Genomic DNA, 306 nt, shown 5'->3' on the forward strand with positions numbered 1-306 from the left:
GGTAGCCGCCGGCGCGCTCTCTACGCGCTTAGGTTTGGTTTCAACCGGCGCTTTGGCGGTCGCCTGCGGCTTGCTTTGCGGTTTCGGTTCAATCACCACCTGTTTACGCTCGGCAGGACGCGGCGCGGCGGCCGTCTGGCGTTCGGTCGTTTGACGCGGCGCGGCGCCATTACGCATCGGCGCAACGGTCGCAGGTTCGGTCGGTAAGGTGGAGTTAGCAACGGCGCTATCCAGTTGACCCTGCTGTTGAGTCAGCGCATTGTTCAGGTCGCCCTGAACTTCCACACGCTGCTGGCCCTGCGGCTC

1 protein-coding gene is annotated in these 306 nt (G+C 64.4%); it reads right to left on the reverse strand.

What is annotated here, in order from left to right:
- The coding region (locus tag QP437_RS09875; RefSeq protein ID WP_285267715.1) for a hypothetical protein at positions 1 to 306 on the reverse strand (306 nt) is incomplete at both ends.

It is taken from the genome of Haemophilus sp. UMB1048, assembly GCF_030218125.1.
In the GTDB taxonomy this organism is placed as follows: Bacteria; Pseudomonadota; Gammaproteobacteria; order Enterobacterales; family Pasteurellaceae; genus Haemophilus_D.